Source organism: Acinetobacter colistiniresistens (assembly GCF_000413935.1).
In the GTDB taxonomy this organism is placed as follows: domain Bacteria; phylum Pseudomonadota; class Gammaproteobacteria; order Pseudomonadales; family Moraxellaceae; genus Acinetobacter; species Acinetobacter colistiniresistens.
On the sequence record NZ_KE340380.1, the window covers coordinates 496,264 to 515,144 of the forward strand.

16 protein-coding genes, 1 pseudogene and 1 other annotated feature are annotated in these 18,881 nt (G+C 37.2%); of the genes and pseudogenes, 13 read left to right on the forward strand and 4 right to left on the reverse strand.

Going from position 1 to position 18,881, the window contains the following annotated elements:
• Positions 1-111 precede the first annotated feature (111 nt).
• From ftsB to F907_RS07795, 3 genes are all read left to right on the forward strand, one after another.
• A complete protein-coding gene (ftsB, locus tag F907_RS07805; RefSeq protein WP_005275230.1) occupies positions 112-483 on the forward strand; it encodes a cell division protein FtsB in 372 nt (123 codons plus the stop codon).
• Positions 467-1,180: a 2-C-methyl-D-erythritol 4-phosphate cytidylyltransferase gene (gene ispD, locus F907_RS07800; protein ID WP_016652367.1), complete on the forward strand. Its 714-nt coding sequence runs from the start codon at positions 467-469 to the stop codon at positions 1,178-1,180. The genes ftsB and ispD overlap by 17 nt, the downstream gene beginning before the upstream one ends.
• A gap of 133 nt (positions 1,181-1,313) precedes the next feature.
• The gene (locus F907_RS07795) at positions 1,314-1,790 is read left to right on the forward strand and encodes a DUF6438 domain-containing protein (RefSeq protein WP_016652368.1); all 477 of its coding nucleotides are present in this window, start codon (positions 1,314-1,316) and stop codon (positions 1,788-1,790) included.
• A 301-nt stretch (positions 1,791-2,091) separates the two neighbouring features.
• On the opposite strand, the gene F907_RS07790 is transcribed toward F907_RS07795, so the two are convergent.
• Positions 2,092-2,988 carry a LysR family transcriptional regulator gene (locus F907_RS07790; RefSeq protein WP_016652369.1) on the reverse strand — a complete coding sequence of 299 codons (897 nt, stop codon included), beginning with the start codon at positions 2,986-2,988 and terminating at the stop codon, positions 2,092-2,094.
• Positions 2,989-3,112: 124 nt separating this feature from the next.
• Here F907_RS07790 and F907_RS07785 point away from each other — a divergent pair, with 124 nt between their 5' ends.
• From F907_RS07785 to F907_RS07765, 5 genes are all read left to right on the forward strand, one after another.
• Entirely contained in the window at positions 3,113-4,093 is a 981-nt protein-coding gene (locus tag F907_RS07785) for a zinc-dependent alcohol dehydrogenase family protein (RefSeq protein WP_016652370.1), read from the forward strand.
• A 469-nt stretch (positions 4,094-4,562) separates the two neighbouring features.
• Positions 4,563-4,979 (forward strand): YeeE/YedE family protein, encoded by a 417-nt coding sequence (locus tag F907_RS07780; RefSeq protein WP_016652371.1) that lies wholly within the window; start codon positions 4,563-4,565, stop codon positions 4,977-4,979.
• Entirely contained in the window at positions 4,979-5,389 is a 411-nt protein-coding gene (locus F907_RS07775; RefSeq protein WP_016652372.1) for a DUF6691 family protein, read from the forward strand. Before F907_RS07780 ends, F907_RS07775 begins: the two co-directional genes overlap by 1 nt.
• Before the next feature lie 10 nt (positions 5,390-5,399).
• Positions 5,400-6,272: an MBL fold metallo-hydrolase gene (locus tag F907_RS07770; protein ID WP_016652373.1), complete on the forward strand. Its 873-nt coding sequence runs from the start codon at positions 5,400-5,402 to the stop codon at positions 6,270-6,272.
• Between the two features lie 163 nt (positions 6,273-6,435).
• Positions 6,436-8,766 carry a TonB-dependent receptor gene (locus tag F907_RS07765; protein WP_016652374.1) on the forward strand — a complete coding sequence of 777 codons (2,331 nt, stop codon included), beginning with the start codon at positions 6,436-6,438 and terminating at the stop codon, positions 8,764-8,766.
• Between the two features lie 82 nt (positions 8,767-8,848).
• Here the strand turns inward: F907_RS07765 and F907_RS07760 are convergent, their stop codons facing one another.
• Positions 8,849-9,334 carry a DUF2867 domain-containing protein gene (locus tag F907_RS07760; protein WP_016652375.1) on the reverse strand — a complete coding sequence of 162 codons (486 nt, stop codon included), beginning with the start codon at positions 9,332-9,334 and terminating at the stop codon, positions 8,849-8,851.
• 303 nt (positions 9,335-9,637) lie between these two features.
• Between F907_RS07760 and F907_RS07755 the strand changes: the two genes are divergently transcribed.
• The 3 genes and pseudogenes from F907_RS07755 to F907_RS07740 all read left to right on the forward strand — a co-directional run.
• The gene (locus tag F907_RS07755) at positions 9,638-10,735 is read left to right on the forward strand and encodes an LLM class flavin-dependent oxidoreductase (RefSeq protein WP_016652376.1); all 1,098 of its coding nucleotides are present in this window, start codon (positions 9,638-9,640) and stop codon (positions 10,733-10,735) included.
• A gap of 701 nt (positions 10,736-11,436) precedes the next feature.
• Positions 11,437-12,656, forward strand: a protein-coding gene (locus tag F907_RS07745; protein ID WP_087486619.1) for an IS3-like element ISAba19 family transposase whose coding sequence is annotated in 2 segments (ribosomal slippage) — positions 11,437-11,713 and positions 11,713-12,656 — 1,221 coding nt in all. Because the reading frame shifts where the segments join, the coding sequence is not laid out codon by codon here.
• Positions 11,712-11,828, forward strand: a sequence feature (AL1L pseudoknot). (Overlaps the previous gene by 117 nt.)
• A 30-nt stretch (positions 12,657-12,686) precedes the next feature.
• A pseudogene (locus tag F907_RS07740) lies at positions 12,687-13,031 on the forward strand (lysozyme); the annotation flags it as partial.
• Positions 13,032-13,214: 183 nt separating this feature from the next.
• Here F907_RS07740 and F907_RS07735 read toward each other — a convergent pair.
• Complete coding sequence (locus F907_RS07735; RefSeq protein ID WP_016652379.1) at positions 13,215-13,847, reverse strand: glutathione S-transferase family protein; 633 nt, start codon at positions 13,845-13,847, stop codon at positions 13,215-13,217.
• A 456-nt stretch (positions 13,848-14,303) separates the two neighbouring features.
• Between F907_RS07735 and F907_RS07730 the strand changes: the two genes are divergently transcribed.
• Both F907_RS07730 and F907_RS07725 read left to right on the forward strand, forming a co-directional pair.
• Positions 14,304-16,259, forward strand: coding sequence for a hypothetical protein (locus F907_RS07730; protein ID WP_016652380.1), 1,956 nt, complete (start codon positions 14,304-14,306; stop codon positions 16,257-16,259).
• 340 nt (positions 16,260-16,599) lie between these two features.
• A complete protein-coding gene (locus F907_RS07725; RefSeq protein ID WP_016652381.1) occupies positions 16,600-17,190 on the forward strand; it encodes a uracil-DNA glycosylase family protein in 591 nt (196 codons plus the stop codon).
• A 20-nt stretch (positions 17,191-17,210) separates the two neighbouring features.
• On the opposite strand, the gene F907_RS07720 is transcribed toward F907_RS07725, so the two are convergent.
• Complete coding sequence (locus F907_RS07720) at positions 17,211-18,719, reverse strand: phospholipase D family protein (RefSeq protein WP_016652382.1); 1,509 nt, start codon at positions 18,717-18,719, stop codon at positions 17,211-17,213.
• Between the last annotated feature and the right edge of the window lie 162 nt (positions 18,720-18,881).

The following is an 18,881-nucleotide window of genomic DNA, read 5'->3' on the forward strand; positions in this document are numbered from 1 at the left end:
TGTTGAATACGTCTGATCATCTTTCTTTACAAAAGAGAGAAACTTTGCAAATTCATAATCCTATAGAATTTGCAAGTGATCTTCCTCTTAGAAGGATGTAAGGAATTTTTCATGATAGAGATGTTTCGATCGACCTCGAGTAAATTGATTCTAGTGCTTGTCATCGCTTTGGTGGCAAGCTTACAGTATCAATTTTGGCTAGGTGAGGGGGGATATTTCCCTCACCAAGCTTTGACTCAGCAAATTAAGCAACAAGCAGAAATTAATACTGAGCTAAAAGAACGCAATCGTATTTTAGCCGCAGAAGTTTTTGATTTAAAAAGTGGTAGTGAAGCCATTGAAGAACATGCACGTTTAGATTTAGGTTTAGTTAAACCGAATGAGACGTTCGTGCAAATGAGTACCATTAGTACCCATTACAAACCAATTTATATTGATCCAAACGCAAAAGAAGACACGGCAACCAATGAAAACCCAGACTAAGCTGTGGGCGGTTGTACCAGCAGCAGGTTCGGGCAGTCGTTTTTCAAAAACTGAATTAAAACAATACCAGTATATTCAAGAGCATACCGTACTCGAGCACACCGTCAATCGACTGAATTCGTTAGATTTAGCCGGTTATGTGCTTGCCATTGGTGAACATGATAATTTTGCGAAAACCCTGTCTTTTCAGCATATAGATAAACTGCATTTTTGCTGGGGCGGTGCTGAGCGGGTACATTCTGTTTTAAATGCCTTGATCTATTTATCTGAAATTGCCCATGAAGATGATTGGGTATTGGTCCATGACGCTGCACGTCCATGTGTAACGAAAGAATGTCTAACCCAACTTGTTCAGACAGCACAAACTTCAAATCAAAGTGCCATTTTGGCTATTCCAGTTCGAGATACCTTAAAACAGGTGGAGAGTCAAAACCAGATCAAAAAAACCGTAAGCCGTGAATTATTGTGGCAAGCACAGACGCCACAAATGGCGAGACTCGGTGTACTAAAAAATGCGATTGAAAAAGCTTTAACTCATGATATTACGATAACAGATGAAGCGAGTGCCTTAGAATATGTGAATGAACCTGTACAAGTGGTACAAGGTCGCTCTGATAATATCAAAATTACCTATGCTGACGACTTAGAACTCGCACGATTAATTCTTCAATCTCAAAGTCATTCTTCATTTGCATAAGAGCAGTTTTTTAATAAGCGCAAAATAGCCTAAGTAAATTTAGATGAATTTTACTGCTTTTTACATCAATCTAAATGACAAAATTTCTACTATTTGTTAAATTTGAATAACATACTTTATAACGGATCAACCGATGAAAAAATTATTACTTGCGGGCCTTTTCACTTTTTCTTTAGTTGGTTGCGCAACGACACCTCAACAACCTCAGGATACTGTACAAGAAAGCATTCGTTATTCGACTAGTCCTTGTTTCGGTACATGTCCAATTTATTCAGTTGAAATTACACCTGAAGGGGCTGTTCATTTTGATGGTAAACAATATACCAAAGTAACAGGTAGTCAGGACTTAACCGTTGATCCTTCTGTTTATAACAAGCTGCAACAAGAGTTAAAAACTTATCGCCCGGCAACAGGTGCAAATGTAAAAACGACAGGCTGTGCTGAAACAGCCAGTGATCAGCAAAGTGCTTATTTTGCTTGGAAACGTCCAGATGGTACAGTCACTAAATTAAGCCACTATACGGGCTGTATTTCACCTGCAAACGCTGAGTTAAACAAGGTGATTGAGAAATTACCAAAGTTGATTGGTATTGAAGATCTCGTTCGTTAAACGCATTGCTAAAATATAGATAAAATCAGCATTTTCAGTAAAAGTATAAGTAAAATCAGCTGCTTATACTGCTATTGTAACAATGCTGAGGATTATATTGAAACGTAAAAAGTAGGTTGTTGTATAAGTCAATACAACAACCTATCTTCAGGATTCACAAGGCTACAAGGCCAAATGGTTCTGGAAGATGCACCATTAAAGCGTATGTATTACCTCAGTATATTAGGGATACTTCAACCCAGATAAATTTGAAAGGGTTAAATGAAACCCAAACACTGGATTGATAGCTTACAAACAGCCATTATTCTTTTTTTAACAAATTTTCAATGAGATAGTCATATAGTAATTTTATTCGTTTTGGTGTTGGTCCTAATTGTGGACGATATAAATATAAGCCCCAAGGCGATGATTTAATATTTTGCATCACCTCAACAACGCTACCTTGTTTAATCATCGGTAAAGCTAGAAAGTCGGGAATATGACCAAAACCAATCCCATCAATTAATGCTTGGCAATAAGCATCAAGATCATTGGTTGAAAAGAGAGGTAAATTGGGCATAAAAGCCTGATCATATTCAAATCCCCAGAACCAATATTGATTCGAAGATAAGTTTTCGAATGCAATAATTGGAAAATGATTCAGATCCTCAATCTGTTGTGGTTGTCCAACTCTGTTTATCAGTGATGGAGCACCGACGACGCGAAATCCCATGTTCATGACTTTACGAGAGACAAAGCGATTGTCATTCAGAAAACCAATACGGATACCAATATCTACTTGATTCATAATGACATTACTGTGTTCATCAGTCAGGATACAGCTAATTTTTATCTCAGGATAATCGATTTGGAACTTTGAAATTAGGGGGATAATAATATGTCGGCCAAATGTAGTTGGCATGGTCAGACGGATATGGCCTGAAACATCCTCAACAGCTTCATGAGCACTATTTTTGACCAGCTCATTAATTTTGTTCATTAAAGGTTGGGCCTGTCTTAATAATTCTTCACCTTCACGAGTAATTTTATGACCTCGTGTACTTCGATAAAAAAGAATCTCACCTTTCTGCTCTTCCAATTCCTGAATCGCACGTGTAATTGATTGTGGGGATTTCCCTAGCTGTATCGCCGCTTTTTTGAAATTTTCTACATTTGCAACTGTGCAGAAGATTTTAATCAATTCGAAATAGTTATTCATTAGTTATTCCAAATTATGGAATTAAGAAATCCATATTATATCATTTTTTTTGATTAACTTTTTCAGTACATTTCATTATTAGCCTGATTGTCCGGCGACTTATTTATGCATAGAGGTAAATTAGATGAAAGCACAAATCCTGAAAAGTTATGATGTTAAGCAATTTAATCTTATTGAAATTCCAATTCCTGAGATTAATGCAAATGAAGTTTTAGTAAAAATTCATAGCAGCGGTGTTAACCCGATTGATTATAAAATCCGTGAAGGTGCTGCACCTTATGCAGATCCAGTCCTGCCAGCAGTATTAGGAACAGATATGGCAGGTGAAATTGTCGAAGTTGGGAGCAATGTTACAGCCTTTAAGGTCGGAGATGAGGTCTATGGTCTCGCTGGTGGTGTCCGAGGGCTACAAGGAACTTTAGCAGAATATATTGCTGTAGATGCCGATTTACTTGCCATTAAGCCTAAAAATTTATCTATGCGTGAAGCCGCGGCTTTACCGCTAGTTTTCTTAACAGCTTGGGAAGGCTTGGTTGATCAGGCTCGAATAAAAGAGGGCGATTCGGTTTTAGTGCAGGGTATTGGTGGTGTTGGTCATATGGTTGTCCAACTTGCGAAAGCGAAAGGTGCACATGTCTATGCGACTGGTTCAGCAAAGCGTCAGAAAATGATTGAGGGGCTGGGTGTGACAGCAATTGATTATGCAACAGAAAGTGTTGAAGATTATGTGCAGAAATATACTGGAGGTCAGGGGTTTGATATTATTTATGACACTGTAGGCGGTGATACGCTTGCTGCATCATTGTCCGCTATAAAACCCTATGGACATATTGCAAGCTGTTATGCCTTTGGTGAAATCAATTTAGCACCATCTTCTTTACGTGCTGCAACCATTTCGGGTGTTTTTGTGTTATTACCGATGTTATCGGGTCAAGGACGAGCCCATCATGGTGATATTTTGCGACAATTGACCCAGTATGTTGAATCGGGAAAAATCAAACCTATTGTTGATCCACGTACTTTTACTCTGGAAAATGCGCTTGAAGCTCATGATTACCTAGAAAGTGGCTCTGCTTCAATTAAAGTTGTGGTCGATATTATTTAATAGACTGATTAAGCAGCTATATATCTTGAAATATGGCTGCTTGTTTTACTCACCAAAATTTAATAATGGTTGAGAAGACAGCATCAACCTGCTGATGCAAGCCATTGAACTTTGAACTTTAATATCTGATCATTCTCCAAATGGTGAGAAAGTGACTTTTTAAGCAGAAGTTGATCAGGTTGATCGACGAAAAATCTATCTATACTCGCGTGACCGAGTTTCCAGCTTAGTGTACAGACGGAGTACTGTCCGCTTTTGGAGCGTTGGCTCATTGAAGGACTTTAACGCTGTTTGATCACCATTTTGTATGCTTATTATTCAAATTAAAATACTTAATTTTTAAAAATATTTACCAATATATGCCAAATTTCATAAATATTAGCGATTAAGCGCTAATATTGAATAAGTTTATTTAAATGTTATTTTAAATAATATATTATAAAAATATATATTGATTGGTGAGAGGATGATGACTAGTATTCTTTTAGCTTTGATTGGTGGTGCATTAATTGGATTAGCTGCTGTAGGTTATTTATACGTCAATGGGCGTATAGCAGGGGTGAGTGGTCTGATTGCCCAATTATTACAGCCCAAAACATTTTTGAGTAGTTCGGCTTTTTGGTTTTTATTGGGTCTGATTATTACACCATTTATTTATCAAATTTTTGTAAAGCCTGAAATTATCATGCAGTCGTCTCCACTCGCTTTGATCATTGCTGGGCTGTTGGTGGGTTTTGGGACACGTTTAGGTTCAGGTTGCACCAGTGGGCATGGGATCTGCGGGATTAGCCGTTTATCTCCACGTTCGATGGTTGCCACAATCACATTTATGTTCGCTGGTTTTGTTACGGTGTATGTCGTACGTCATATTCTGGGAGCCGCGTAATGAAAAATCTATTTGCGTTTATCTTTGGCAGTATATTTGCATTGGGTCTATTGATTTCAGGCATGTCAAATCCTGAGAAAGTGTTGAGCTTTCTAGATATTTTTGGCACTTGGGATATTAGCTTGATGTTTGTGATGATTGGTGCAATTGCGGTTGCATTTATCCCATTTCAAAAAGCCTTACGCAATCCCAAAACATTATCCGGTGAGGTGATTGCTTTACCAAAGAATAATCAAATTGATAAGAAGTTGATCGCAGGTGCGATATTATTTGGTATGGGTTGGGGAATTGCAGGTATTTGCCCAGCACCCGCAATTACCTTGATCGGATTGGGTTATTTTGAGGTTTGGTATTTTATAGGCGCAATGCTATTCGGTATGTTGATTCACCGTCTTTGGGCTAAACAGTAGGAGAAATGCGATGCAATATCCAATAGTTAAAGCCTTTTTTGATGAACAGAGCAATACCTTTAGTTATGTTGTGCATGATCCTGAAACAAAGCATTGTGCCATTATTGATAGTGTTTTGGATTATGATGCTGCCTCGGCTTCCACTTCCACACAACATGCAGATGAGATCATTGGTTATATTGAATCTCAAGCATTCACAGTTGAATGGATATTGGAAACGCATGTTCATGCAGATCATTTAACCGCATCACAATATTTAAAATCAAAGCTTGGCGGCAAGATTGCCATGAGTGAGAAAATTGCGATTGTTCAGGATACCTTTAGTGCAATTTATCATCTTGATCTTAAATATTTTAATACGCATCAAGTGTTTGATTATTTATTCAAGGACAATGAGCACTTCAGTATCGGAAACTTAGAAGCATATAATATACCAACACCAGGACATACTCCTGCATGCTTAAGTTATATCATTGGTGATGCTATTTTTGTTGGCGATACCTTATTCATGCCAGATTATGGCACGGCGCGCTGTGACTTTCCCAAAGGAAGTGCTGATCAGTTATTTGATTCTGTACAAAAGCTTTATCAACTTCCTGAGCGAACGCGTGTTTTCTTATGTCATGACTATAAGCCTGAAGGTCGAGATGAATATGTGTATGAAACCAGTATTAGCACGCAAAAGCAGCATAATATTCATATCAATATGAAAACGCTTAAACAGGACTTTGTACAGATGCGTCAAAGCCGTGATGCAACATTATCGATGCCCAAGCTTATTCTGCCTGCAATTCAAATTAACATGGATGCAGGGCGCTTCCCAGAACCGGAATCGAATGGCATTCGCTATCTAAAACTGCCGTTAAATTACTTTAGTCTCTAAGAGAGAAAAGCCCAGATTGCTCAGATCTTTTTGAGTCATCTGGGCTTTTCTATATCAAATTTTTGCATACATTCCATATTTAGCAGAAAAAATGGAGATTAAGTTTTGTTTGAACACTTAACTGTTATATTATAACATAACAATAATAATTAAGGAGTTCAACGTGCGTCACAAAGTCTTAGCAATCGCCATTCTATTTATTCATCAGCAAGCATCGGCAAATGAGCAGGACAGTCCTGTAATTTTGCCAAAGATTAGTTTAAAAGCAGAAACAGATCTTTCAATCGGGAACAATGCCGTTATAGAGAATCGCAATTCACAACATCAAACTTTAGGGGATGCACTCAAGCAGGTGTCAGGCGTACAAAGCAGTTCTTTTGGCCCCAATGCAGGCGCACCTGTTATTCGAAGTTTAAGTGGGAATCGTGTACAGATTCTTGAAGACGGGCAGTCGATTTATGGCATGAATGCCATAAGTGGCAATATCAGTATTCCGTTTGACCCATTGTTCAGCCAAGCGATTCGCATCAATAAATCATCAGATAGTGTTCGATACGGCGGCAATGCGATCGGAGGAAGTGTCAATGTCGAGACCGGTTTGATCAGTAAAGATATGCCAGAGAAAAATAGCAATCTTGAACTGGCGGTGAGAAAAGGGTGGAATAATACTGATGCGCATGGCTTTAAGCTGAATTTAAATAACCAACGTAATTTTGCAACCAACTTCATATTTTCTAAACAGGATATTTCGTCGTATAAAATTCCGGGGAATAGCAAAGCTGAACAATGTAATAGTGGAATTTTTCCTGCAACGGGTGGGGTAAGTTCAGCCTTGGCAGATGCATGTCAGAAGGATGCACGTATACAGCGGATCTATAACACCGCATCGCAAAAATATATCGATCAATTTATGACTGAAAATCCAGATTGGGCAGATGGCCAGTTTTCATTTTATACCGATAAACCGACATCTGTTTGGAGTGGTAAGACTTATACCAACCCAGCCAATCCTGAATATAAGCCTGATACACCTAAGTTTAAAGAAAACAAGATTAATCAAGATGTGACCCCAAATTACAAGCGAAAATTAGGTAATAGCTATTTAGAAAATCAGCATTATGCGATTGGCAGTACCTATTTCTTGGAAAATGGCTATATTGGCTTGAGTGCAGATTCGAAGAAAAATGCCTATGGGGTTCCAGGTTTTTCTTTAGAAAATAAGTCATTTCAATCTTCTTATGAGGATGGTTTGCCAGTTGGTGTAAAAACCGATCAAAGAAAATACAGCCTAGATAGTCAATTTAATTTTGATATTCCCTTTTTAAAGGGCATTGATATCAAAGCGAATCAGGTGATCAATCGTTCGGGAGAATATCTCGGTACGCAGCTTGCAAATGATTACCGCTTTGATACCAAACAAGCCGAAATTGTATTGCGACATCAACCTAGTCGCTATGTGAATGGTTTACTTGGGCTGAGTCAAAGTAACCGTAGCGTTGAAGGACAGGGCAAGCTACGTTATCTTCCCAATGTCAATACCAAGACCCAAGCCATCTTTATTCAAGAGAAAATTGATTTGGAACGACTCTCTTTTGATGCAGGTTATAGCCAAGAAAGTGTTGATCATTCGATCAAAGACAGTGATTTTAAGGTCGCCCGTAATTCAGCCAATACCAAGCTACAAGACACCCGTTTTGATCTGGAAAGTTATAGTTTTGGTTCTTATCTTAAAATCAATGACTATTTTGGAGCGAAACTCAGATATTCGGTGTCTGAGCGTGCACCTGAGCTTAATGAGCTTTATGCCAGCGGTAATCATTATTCCATTATGATCAATGAGCAAGGCAATCAAAAACTAGAACCAGAAAAATCCAAAAATACCGAGCTTACGGGCTTATTTAGCTATAAAGATTTTAATCTGGAAGCGACGGTATATAAGATGAAATATGAGAACTATCTCTATCTCACGCACTCTGGCATGCAGACGGCCAATCGACTCCCTCTCAAATACTGGACCCAAACCGATACTGAAATTACAGGCTTTGAAGTTGATCTGAAGCAAAAAATCAATACTCAGCAATGGGGTGTTTTTACAGTGGGTGCATTTACTGATTTGGTGAAAAATAAGAATCTAAATCCAAGTCGGACCAGTTTATTTAATGATGGTAATTATCTACCAAACATGCCCACTAATCGTTATGGTGCGAACATAGAATGGAGCAGAGGAGATTGGGCAGCACGTTTGTCGAGTATTTATTATGATCAACCTAAATATCTGGGTAAGAACGTGTCAGAAGAAGTACCATTGCCAGCATTTAATATGGTCGATATGCAGATTAGTAAGCATCTAAAATTAAAAAATTCAGATATTGATGTGTTCCTCAACGGTTCAAATTTACTCAATGAAGAAGCGAGACCGCATAATTCACCGTTGAAATATATTGCTCCCTTACCTGGACGAGGTTTTCAACTGGGGATTAATATGAAAATATAGCTCTTTCTGAGCTACAAACTTCGAGTCGGTTCACTAAAAGCGATATTGAATGTTCGCTTTTAGTGATAGCCCATTCAACTGCTTAATTTAAATTTTTTAATGAGTTTCTGACAATCAGTCCGTGAACCAAAGAAACAGGCAGCATATAGACCTTTCCAAAAAAATTATAAGTCACCACACTGGTTGTAACGCTCAGCTTATTCTTGATGTGATCATGCTCATGAATTTGCAAAGCCACTAATACACGTAGGTGTTTATCTGCTGACTGTAAAAATAATTCTGTCTCTGTGATTTTGATCACATCAAAAAAATCCAACTTATCATTCACTTTAACAGTTTGTGCCTTGGGTGAGCCAAAACCTTGAATAGGTTGTACACCTGCTAGTTTTAAGCTTAAGAAATCTCTGATTTTAAAGGCGATACGTAGCCAAAATGGTGGATTCCCCGTCATCAAATGATAGGCTTGAAGAGCATTGAGTTGTTTATTGATGTATTGATAATCTTGATGCAGAAAATTTAGCGCTTCTAATGGCGCAACCAAAGAATCAACGTCTTTTTGATTTTGCATTGCTATTCCTGGATCTTATAATTGTATGAAAATGATTTTAATTTATAGGTTAAAGTTTAAAGAGGTGTCAATCAAGAAAATATGCCAAATCTGGTATTTATGAGAAAGGTTAACAATATAAAAAGTTATTCACTCAGTATATTATTTGTTAGACTATCTTTATTTGATTAAATTTTTAATCACATTTCACATAATTGGTTAAGCAATACGATCGTGGAAGTTGTGATGATTTCTATAACGACGAACTTTACTTGATAAATAAATTTTGTACCCCTTTACTATTTATATGAAAAAGGAAATAACATGCTTCAACATAACTTCAATTTATCTGATCATTTTAAACTCGGTATCTTTGCTGCTAATTGTTCAGGCGGCTTAACCCCTTCAACCTTAGATGACGGTTGGGATGCCAGTTGGAGTCAAAATTTAAAATTGGCAGAAATGGCAGATGAGGCGGGAATTGATTTCATGTTATCTGCCGCACGTTTTATTGGCCATGGCGGTGAAAAGGATTTTCATGGAACAGTATTAGAGACTGTGACGTGGACATCGGCTTTATTGGCAAAAACTAAAAATATTCAAATTTTTGCTACGCTACATACGGTGCTGAATCACCCAATTGTGGTTGCCAAACAAATCGCGACTATGGCGCAAGTCAGTGATAATCGTGTTGGATTAAATATTGTTGCGGGTTGGAACAAGCCTGAATATGATGCAATGGGTTTAAAATTACCAGATGATCATGAGACTCGATATGGTTATGCACAAGAATGGTACGAGTTAATTAAAAAAACATGGCAAAGCACTGAGCCGTTTAATTGGGATGGGAAGTTTTTCCAAACTCGAGGTACGTATGGCAAACCGAATCCACAAATATTTCCACCGATTTTTAATGCAGCAGGTTCTAAAGAAGGCCGTGAGTTTGCTGTAAAGAACTCAGATTTTTTATTTACACCTGCATCTGACTTGGCGCGTTCAGTGACTGAGATTCAAGAACTCAAAAATGAAGCTGAGCATTTAGGCCGAAACATCAAGGTATTGACCTTTGCGCATGTAATTTGTCGCCCTACGGAAGAAGAAGCTAAAGCCGAGTGGGATCGACAACTGAATCATGCTGATCATGGTGCAGTACAACATTTAATGGATACCTTATTCTCCTTCTGTAAATCGTTTCCCGACGATTTACGAGAACAACTGCGTCAACGTATTGCTGTTGGTCATGGCGGCTTTCCTTTAGTTGGTACGCCTGAACAGGTTGCAACAGGGTTAATACAGTTACAGGAAACAGGTTTTTCAGGATGTACGTTGTCTTTCCTTAATTATACGCAAGAGTTTCCGTATTTTAGAGATCATGTCTTGCCAATCCTAAAAGACAAAGGCTTACTGAAAGCTCATATATAATTGAAGCTATCTTCTTAATGAATATCGTGACAATCTTTGAGCATTCGGAGATTGTCACTATTTGCGCTGAGCCCTTTATTTATATGAAAAAAATTTCATTATAGTGATGAGTTATTGGATGGATTGTTCAAATTCTTATGCCATAAAAAACCTCAATAATTAAACTTGAGAATAACAACTGTCTGAACAGAAATATCACTGGTAGTTAAAAACGTGAGCTATTCTCGAAAAAGTAATTTATTACTGTAGATGCTTAGTAATTCTTTTGATCTTTAGCACTTGTGTTCTTGTTCTATTTCTAGAATATACAACCCTTAATAATATTCATGTTGGGATATGCATACAAGCCCTCGGATAGGGACTTTACTCTTGAATATATTTAACTAATTTCTTAATTATTAAAGAGTTTGATCTGCTGAAGTAAGTCAGTTTTTAAAGGTATACTTGGCGGTATTTACTTAGTTTTATTATATACGGATACACGATGAGATCTTTATTGAAATCTGCCATAACTGTTGTTTTGTTTGGTTCTTCGCTGTCAGTTACTATGGCTGCGACTCTTGAAGAGCAGGTTAAATCACTATCAGAAAAGGGATGGCAGGTTGGTGTATCTATTTTAGATATGGAGAATAAGAGGGTTTCTATCAATGGTGAACCGTACCGGGTTTGTCGGAGAGTCAATATTCTGAGAGACTATCCCGATGACAAAACCAAACTATACCCCCGAAATTAGAGAAAGAGCGGTTCAATTACTAATTGAATCTGAAAAAGATTATCCTTCTACTTGGGCAGCAATCACAGCTATTGCTCCTAAAATCGGTTGTACTCCTGAAACATTGCGTGTTTGGTATTTAAAGCATCTGGATCAACTAAATCCTGCCAAAGTACAACAGATATCTGACCAAGAAAAAATGAAGCAAATGGAACGTGAAATTAAAGAATTAAAACGTGCCAATGAAATTCTACGTAAAGCAGCCGCTTTTTTCGCCCAGGCGGAGCTCGACCGCCCACACAAATAATGGTGGATTTTATCCATAACAATAAAGATCGATATGGTGTTGAAGCGATTTGTAGAATTTTACCGATTGCACCTTCAACCTATTACCGAACTTTAGATCTCACTGACAATCCAGAACATCGAGCGAAACGAGATCTACATGATGAGTATCATGCTGAACAAATTAAACGAATTTGGAAAGAAAGTTCAGGTCGATATGGTGTACGTAAAGTTTGGCAAAAATTGAAACGTGAGGGTTATGTTATTGCACGTTGTACAGTTGCTCGATTGATGCAAAAGCTAGGTATACAAGGTGTTTGGCGTGGTAAGAATAAACAAACCACCCGTAACCGAGATGACCAAAAACGGGCAGATGATTTAGTGAAACGTAATTTTAATGCTGATCATCCAAACCAACTATGGGTGGGTGACTTTACGTATATTCAAACTCATTCAGGCTGGGTATATACCGCATTTGTTATTGATGTGTTCTCACGAGCAATTGTTGGATGGAAAGTATCTACACGGATGAATACAGATATGGTGCTTGATGCATTAGAGCAAGCATTGCATGATCGAGGCATGCCAAAGAATGTGATTCATCATTCCGACAGAGGTGTGCAATATCTTTCCATTCGCTATACCAATCGTTTAGAAGCAGCAAATTTACGAGCATCAGTCGGTACAACGGGTGATTCATACGATAATGCTCTGGCTGAAACGGTGAATGGCTTATACAAAACAGAGGTGATTGAATATTTAAAAGCAGATTGGCAAGGTTTAGCAGATGTACAACTTGCGACACTAAACTGGGTAGATTGGTTCAATAAAAAGCGTGTACACAGTGCACTGGGTTATGTATCGCCTTTTGAGTTTGAAGCAATGTACTATGATAAGATTAACCCGTTAGGTCAGGTGGCTTAACTTAAATAAAAAAGTCTCCGACAAACCCGGTACGGTTCAGTTTATCCAAATGGGATAGGAGTGAAAAGGGGTGATAGCTGTACCAAAACGCAAGCAATGTCCTTTTTTCAACATGATTTGAGGCGCTTTGAAGCTACCGTGAATCAAGTTGTAAAGGTAACGATTACTCAAAATCAGTTTGATGCGCTAGTCAGTTTGACTTACAACATTGGCGAGGGTGCATTTAAAGGGTCTACATTGGTCAAAGAGTTGAATGCTGGCTATTATAAAGCTGCAGCTGACGAATTTCCGAAATGGAATAGAGGTGGTGGTAAAGTTATGAAAGGGCTTGTTCGCCGCCGTGCAGCAGAGCGAGAGCTATTCTTAAAAAAGTAATTATTTACTGCAGGCGCTTGGTGAGTTCATTCATCTTTAGCGCCTGCATTTTTTGTTTTTTTATCTGATTCTCAATCACCAAATTGACTCGTGTTACATATTCTACTTCATCGGCACTTGGAAAGTTTTCCAAAGCTGGTTCTAGTAAAATTATGTGTAAAAGCCCTCTGAGAGAGGCTTTTTTTAGACCAGCACTCCATCTTGTTCGATTTTTTCTGCTGCTTTCCAACTTGGCAGTAAGCTCAAACGTTCGACATAGCTTTGAATGTGCGGGTAATTTTTACCTTGTTTCATATGATGGATTAAGCCGTGAAGTCCAAATCCCATCATAAAGTCTGCCCCAGTTAAACGATCGTCCACCAAAAATGTTTTATCCTTTAGATAATCATTTAAAAAACCAAAGACTTTATCAAACTCAACTTGAGTATAGTTTTCTAGAAATACCAACTTGGTTCCATGTTTAATTTCTATCGCATTAAAAGTTTTTAATAAAAATGGCACCATCGCAGAGCTTTCAGCGAAGTGAATCCATTGGAGATAATCTGCATAAGTAGCGTCATTTATATCTGGTGCTAGATGTGGTGCAAGCCTTTGAATTAATAATTCTACTATAGCTCCTGATTCCGCTATGACTTTACCTTGCCATTCAATCACAGGAGATTTTCCTAAAGGATGAATGTTTTTGAGTGACTCAGGTGCCAAATGAGTAGTTAAGTCACGGTAATAGCGTTGCAACTGATACGGCTGCTTGATTTCTTCGAGTAACCACAAAATGCGGAAAGAACGAGATTGGTCTAAGTGATGTAATGTAATCATGATAATTCCTGTTTTAAAAACTTTATGGGCAATTTCCCCATGTTCCACGACTCAATATACACTTAAGTTTATAGTTGCTACTGATCAATTTGCTCTATGGAGCGAAGGTGGCTGAAAAGCAATGAAAGACTTAGTTTTCCATCGTGCTGCAGAGCGAGGGCTGTTCTTAAAAAAGTAACTTATATGTATGTGCCAACGATCAACCATGGCATCGATTGTCACAGTGCTGTGCCTTCTTTTTTCGAGCTGTATAGCCCACTCAATTAAAACCAATGTCAGCATCTCGGTTTGCTTACAGTGTGCTCAAGGTTAATTTACCATCTAGTTTTTTGATAAACCATCCAATTATACGCAGCATTATTATTTAGTCTCTATAGACTTCGTTTCACAAGAATCCAATGTTACAAATGAAAAGGGTCATTATCAAAATCATTAATTCAAGTATTAGGAAAAATTATGAGTACTATAACAACAGTAGAAAGTATTGCAGAACTGACAGCTATTCAAAGTCCAGTAGATGGGCAAACTGTTTATGTTAAGTCTTACCATACAGGAGGTAAGGGAGGCGATGGATTTTTTATATATAATGAATCAAAATCCAATATTAATGATGGTGTTATTACTTTTAATGGATGGGATAGACAATGGGACGGACTTGAAGTTTATCCCGAATATGCAGGAGCAATAGAGGGAACAGATTGCACATTACAATTACAAAAAATTCTAGATTTTATTAGTCCAACCCAGTTTGATACATCAGTCATAGCCATGAATAATAGTGAAAGTAAGTTGGTTCTAGGGATTCCATCCACAAAACAAGGGTATATTATTACTGATACACTATGGATTGGCGCTGGGACAAAAATCAAAGGAAGTGGAAAATTATCATTTAAAGAAGAATTTACTAAGTTTGCTTCAAGGATTGTTACCGATTTTACTGACCCAAGAAAGCCTGCCTTATCAACATCAAACTGGAAAAATAATGGCGTTCGCGTTACTTATGATGAAATGACAGATGGCAACCAGTATGATAATGGGTTAATCAGCCATACACCCGATATAGAATTATTAGATTTCAATATCGTTACTAAAAAGAGAACTCGTGGCTATATTGGTGCTCGAATTCAAAATGCACCAAGATCAAAGATTAATATTGCTTGTTTTGGCTTTGACTATGGCATCATTATGAATGCATCTTGGACTTCAAAAGTTGATAGCTTAGCACTCTCTTATAAGTGTGGTTTATTAGCTATGTTTGATAATAATAATTGTAATTTTGATGGCTATTACAATGCTAGGACAGACCAAGAACCACTTGCTCTTACAAACTTAGTGAATTTTTTTAGATCAGATACGGGAACAGATACCTCACTAAATAATATGAATAAACGGTTTGGATTTATCTCAAGATATGCTTATGGAGCATCTTCACAAAACCTAACTTGTGAAGGGAATCATGTGAATACATCTATCTGCAATGGAGATTATGCTTTGAATGTTTTATATACAGAAAAAGCAATTGATTATGGTTTGGTTACATTTGCCAATCCAACAGGACTTATCATTAACTCTTATGTTGGATCATATGATAATTCTATATTCTGTTCTGGAATTAATTCAAAAATTATTATTAACTCACTAAATAAGGATGGAACTGCTAAAGAAAATATCTTTAAGATTATTAATCAGTACAATACTATTCTACAAGTTCCTTTATCTTTAAATGCATATAAAAGAGGTGTTACATATTCAGAGGATGATGGGACAATTTATGTGGGCTCTTCAGGTAATGATCTAAATAGTGGGAAGATAAACAGTGAGCCTCTTTTGACACTCAATGAAGCATTTATGAGGGTTACTGATAAATTCATTTTTGGAGATAAAAGTATTAAAAATGGTTCTAAAAAAGCACGAATTGTTTTTGTAAGTGGTGGGTCATACTCATTAGATGATATTTTTATATTAAATAATAATGTTGAAATATCCACATTAAGCACAACAGCTCCAACGTTAATATTCAATGGCCATTTGATTTTAAATAATGTTAATTTTTCAATTTCAGATTGTAATCTTATGAAGAGTAATGTTGAAGGGACTGTGGAGAATTCAGTATTTTGGACAAGATCTGGAAACAACTCTGTATCAATAAATGGTGGTAATTTAAAAATTATGGCAGGTGGTATAGTTTACTGCGACTATAATGGATCATCAAATATTACACTATTACTGAATAATGTAGCTATTTCAGGAATTGCAGTTTCCCAACTAATTCAGGGAAACTATGCTGATACATCCCCACATATAGTAAATCTTATACGTTCTAGAGGTACTATCAGTTCTGATATAACAAGTAGACTAGATAAAGGGGTATCTGTTCCTTCATCGTGGCAAAATAAGATATTAGGTTTGTAAAAGAACGGGGCTTTATAAGCTCCATATCATTGAAAGCATGATTCAAGATTCCATGAATTTCAGTAAAGAGTAGGAAGACTCCTATAAAAGCTTAGATGAAAGGAAGGCTTCTTAACTTGTTGACCTCTACTCAAACCTCTTCTTTAAGCGGTTTTTTTATGTCTTGGAAGCAATTTATTGCTGTCAGATCGGCTAACTCAAAGCTCAAAGAAAAAAATGATATTGCGAAAATTTTGTGAAGGTGAAATTTTGACCAACAAAAGAACCAAGCAAAAAACTGAAAAATTTTATAAAATCATTAAAATTTCTCACTAATTTTTTAATTTGGCTCTTTATATAAATGACTGATATAGAAATAGAAACACATCCATTACAACCGTTTTTACCTTCCAATGCGAAGCTATTGATGCTAGGCAGTTTTCCACCGCCACAAAGCCGCTGGAAGATGAATTTTTACTATCCTAACTATCAAAATGATATGTGGCGTATCTTTGGTCTAATTTTTTTTAAAGATAAAGATCACTTTTTAGATTTACCGAAGAAGAATTTTAAAGAACAACAGATTCGCGAGTTTTTAACCCAAATTGGCGTTGGAATCTTTGACACCGCTTACCAAGTGAAACGCTTGCAAGGTAATGCCTCAGATAAGTTTTTAGAAATTGTCACAGCTACAAATCTATCTAAATTACTTGAGCAAATACCGCTGTGTCACACCATAATGACAACGGGGGATAAAGCTACAGATACGCTGATGCAGCATTTTCCAGAGCAAGTAATTAAGCCGATGATTGGCCAATCGGTACAAGTGAGTTATATCAACCGTGAGCTGAATCTATATCGCTTACCTTCATCATCGCGGGCATATCCTTTAGCACTTGATAAGAAAGCAGAAGCATACCAACAGTTTTTTGAGCAAATTGGTTTGGTATAGCTGTATAAGTGGATGATGTGCTACATCATCCACTCCACTGGAAAATAAGACACAAAGTGCATGGTAAAGCGCTGGAATCTGGTGCTTTCAGGGTCATGATGATGTTCAACCACTTCACCATTTTGCTTATGTTCATACCAAACAATGTTGCCATTTGAATCAAGCTTCAGTTGATATGCCACTTGTAACAAATGCTGATCAAGCATGGCGGTAATTTGGTCTTGTAAATGGTCAGATTCAACCACTAAACCAACTTCTGTATTTAAATGGGCGGAGCGGGGGTCAAAGTTAAATGAACCAATAAAAACTTTTCCGTCTACATCAAAGAATTTAGCATGCAGACTAGAGCGATTCTTGCCTTTAACTGGAATCACACTACCAGTGGCAATTTCATACCAAGTCCGTTTTTTACGTTCAATATTCGGTTTAAACTCAAAGAGCTGCACGCCACTTTGTAAAAGTGGTTTGCGATATTGGCTATAAAAAGAATGTACTACAGCGACATCATTGGCCACCAAGCTATTGGTCAGAACACGAACCTTGATACCATCTTGAGAAAGTTGCTTTAAATATGCTGTACCCCGTTTGGTAGGAACAAAATAAGCAGATACCAACTCCATGTGTTGTTCTGGTTTGCCCATAATGTTGAGAACTTGCGAATATAATAATTGCTGATCTTTTGCTTGCCCTAAGGCTTTATTGGGATGATCGGCCACAAAATGTGCTTTTGCCCATTGGATTGGATAATTTTCGAGGCGTAATTTTAAATAGTCTTGTGCTGCTTCTAGCTTATCTTCTGTGGGGGTATCAATCTGATCTAAAGTTCTATAGCGATTTCTTAGATCCTCAAGTTGCTGAGCAGTACCAGAGCCCATTAATTGTTCAGTCGAATAACTCAGATGATTTGTCCAAAATTCATCAAACACCTGTTCCGCTCGATCAACGGCTTTTCCGTAGAATAAGATATCCATGTCACTAAACTGGAACTGATCACTGGCTTCAAAATATTCGCTACTGATATTGCGACCACCTGTTACTGCAATTGAATGATCGGCGATGGTGAGTTTGTTATGCATACGATGATTGATTTGTTTTAGTCTAAAAACATAATCAATAACGCGTAAGTGTCTAAATTTATAAGGATTAAAAATACGGATTTCAAAATTTGGATGCTGGGCGAGGGCTTTTAGGGTTTTATCCAGTTTTATGCCATTTTGATCATCAATCAATAAACGGACTTTCACCCCACGATCAGCCGCTTTTAACAGCTCATGCAACATCAGGTTGCCAATCGCATCGTCATTCCAAATATAGTATTGTAAATCAAGTGTATGCTTGGCATTTCGAATTAAGTGAATACGAGAAGCAATACTTAAAAAGGCATCATCTAAAGCTAAATAAGCTGTTAAACCCTTTTCAATATTGAGATCGGCTTGTGGATCATTCATCCACTTTGTTTTAGTATGCAAGGAGTTACTCCGATCATGTTTCTGATTGGGTGGCAAAGAACAGCCACTAATTCCTAACATGATAGCAAGTGTGATGATCTTGAAATGGTATGATTTGTTTATCATTTTATTGATCAAACGTGCGAGCCCAACAGTAATTTATAGCTAATTGATTTTCTTATATATCTAAATGTTATTCATTTCCAAGGTTTAAATGTAAATCTTATTATAATCAAAATCTTA

Bases quoted from the DNA above. Each gene is read 5' to 3' on its own strand.
- F907_RS07720 (WP_016652382.1), bottom strand. From the start codon at position 18,719: ATGTTAGGAATTAGTGGCTGTTCTTTGCCACCCAATCAGAAACATGAT.
- ispD (WP_016652367.1), top strand. From the start codon at position 467: ATGAAAACCCAGACTAAGCTGTGGGCGGTTGTACCAGCAGCAGGTTCG.
- F907_RS07795 (WP_016652368.1), top strand. From the start codon at position 1,314: ATGAAAAAATTATTACTTGCGGGCCTTTTCACTTTTTCTTTAGTTGGT.
- F907_RS07760 (WP_016652375.1), bottom strand. From the start codon at position 9,334: ATGCAAAATCAAAAAGACGTTGATTCTTTGGTTGCGCCATTAGAAGCG.
- F907_RS07770 (WP_016652373.1), top strand. From the start codon at position 5,400: ATGCAATATCCAATAGTTAAAGCCTTTTTTGATGAACAGAGCAATACC.
- F907_RS07785 (WP_016652370.1), top strand. From the start codon at position 3,113: ATGAAAGCACAAATCCTGAAAAGTTATGATGTTAAGCAATTTAATCTT.
- F907_RS07790 (WP_016652369.1), bottom strand. From the start codon at position 2,988: ATGAATAACTATTTCGAATTGATTAAAATCTTCTGCACAGTTGCAAAT.
- F907_RS07725 (WP_016652381.1), top strand. From the start codon at position 16,600: ATGACTGATATAGAAATAGAAACACATCCATTACAACCGTTTTTACCT.
- F907_RS07735 (WP_016652379.1), bottom strand. From the start codon at position 13,847: ATGATTACATTACATCACTTAGACCAATCTCGTTCTTTCCGCATTTTG.
- F907_RS07775 (WP_016652372.1), top strand. From the start codon at position 4,979: ATGAAAAATCTATTTGCGTTTATCTTTGGCAGTATATTTGCATTGGGT.
- F907_RS07780 (WP_016652371.1), top strand. From the start codon at position 4,563: ATGACTAGTATTCTTTTAGCTTTGATTGGTGGTGCATTAATTGGATTA.
- F907_RS07755 (WP_016652376.1), top strand. From the start codon at position 9,638: ATGCTTCAACATAACTTCAATTTATCTGATCATTTTAAACTCGGTATC.
- F907_RS07730 (WP_016652380.1), top strand. From the start codon at position 14,304: ATGAGTACTATAACAACAGTAGAAAGTATTGCAGAACTGACAGCTATT.
- ftsB (WP_005275230.1), top strand. From the start codon at position 112: ATGATAGAGATGTTTCGATCGACCTCGAGTAAATTGATTCTAGTGCTT.